Below are 1,133 nucleotides of genomic sequence, written 5' to 3'. Positions count from 1 at the left end.
TGCTGATTTATTTCACCCCCCTCCCTGACCCCGCCGTGCTGTCACACGGCGGGTTCAAACTTTTAGGGCGGGCGGCCCTGTCAGACCACCCGCCCCGCTGGATCAGCCCTTATCGGACTTCCCCAGCTTCACAATTGCAATCACGAGCGCGACGGCTGCGATCGTCAATTGAGCTGCTTCATATGCTGTCAAATCACATCACCTCCTTTGAGCGAGAGGATTTGCGAAAGGCCGCTGTCACAGTCCTTCGCCCTCGCTCGATGAAGGCTATACAACGGATTGACGACACTGCGCGCGAAACGCTCTTCACATTTTCGTGAAGCCATTGGATGATCGCCGGCGACCGTTGATGAAAAGGGGAAGCTATGGGCCTCGTATCGCAGGTTAGCGCCGATGACCGGGAAAGCGCATGGCGAATAGTCCGTCATCGCGAAATCATGGAACGACTGATTCCGCTTTGGGCCGTGCTCGGCGTTGCGCTGGTGTTGATGGGCGTGGACCTGGGCGGGCGTCTGCTGTGGACGCTGCCGATGATCGGATATGTCTTTGGGGTGATGGCGGTCGATCACGGCCCTGATTACCGCGCCGCGAATTATTGGGTGCCGGTCCTGGGAAGCCAAGCGGCGGCGCTGCTGCCTCTCATCACCAAATTCTAGATCTCTCTGGAGCGGTGGCAGCTGCCACCGCTCCACGCGCGTCAAGCTCTGCCCTCGAAGCGGGCGATCAGCTGCTCCGCTACGGAAGCAATTTCGGCGGGGTCGGCGGTTTGAGTGCAATCGCCGCCTACAACAGCGCCGAGCGTGCCGCCGTCCAGTTGGACAACGTGGACACGCCACACGTCGCGCCGGAGTTCGTATTGATCGGGAAGCGGCCTCTGCATGATTTCATGAAACACTAGGTCAACCCATTGGCGCGCGTCCGGATCGGAAGACGCATCGGCGTAGTCGGCGCGGCTCGCCATGACGCTGTATCGGTCGCCTAGCATGAATTGGCGTTCGCGCGCGCGCCGGTCCTGCTCGATCCGCGTTACGCGATCTTTTTCCGCCCGCTTCATCGCCTGTTTCATCCGAACATCGTCGGCGCTGCGCGTCAGCGCCGCCATGATGTTGGGGACGCGCGCGGGCATATAATGC

At 60.7% G+C, this 1,133-nt stretch carries 2 protein-coding genes; one reads left to right on the top strand and one right to left on the bottom strand.

All coding sequences use genetic code 11. The features are described from left to right. Positions 1–365 precede the first annotated feature (365 nt). Positions 366–656, top strand: coding sequence for a hypothetical protein (locus tag SPHV1_RS24020; RefSeq protein WP_008831821.1), 291 nt, complete (start codon positions 366–368; stop codon positions 654–656). A 41-nt stretch (positions 657–697) separates the two neighbouring features. Here the strand turns inward: SPHV1_RS24020 and SPHV1_RS24015 are convergent. Continuing rightward, positions 698–1,133: hypothetical protein (locus SPHV1_RS24015; protein WP_054948510.1), on the bottom strand; the 436-nt coding region annotated here is incomplete at its 5' end.

It is taken from the genome of Novosphingobium sp. KN65.2, assembly GCF_001368935.1.
Lineage (GTDB): Bacteria > Pseudomonadota > Alphaproteobacteria > Sphingomonadales > Sphingomonadaceae > Novosphingobium > Novosphingobium mathurense.
This window is presented reverse-complemented; position numbering and strand designations above follow the sequence as displayed.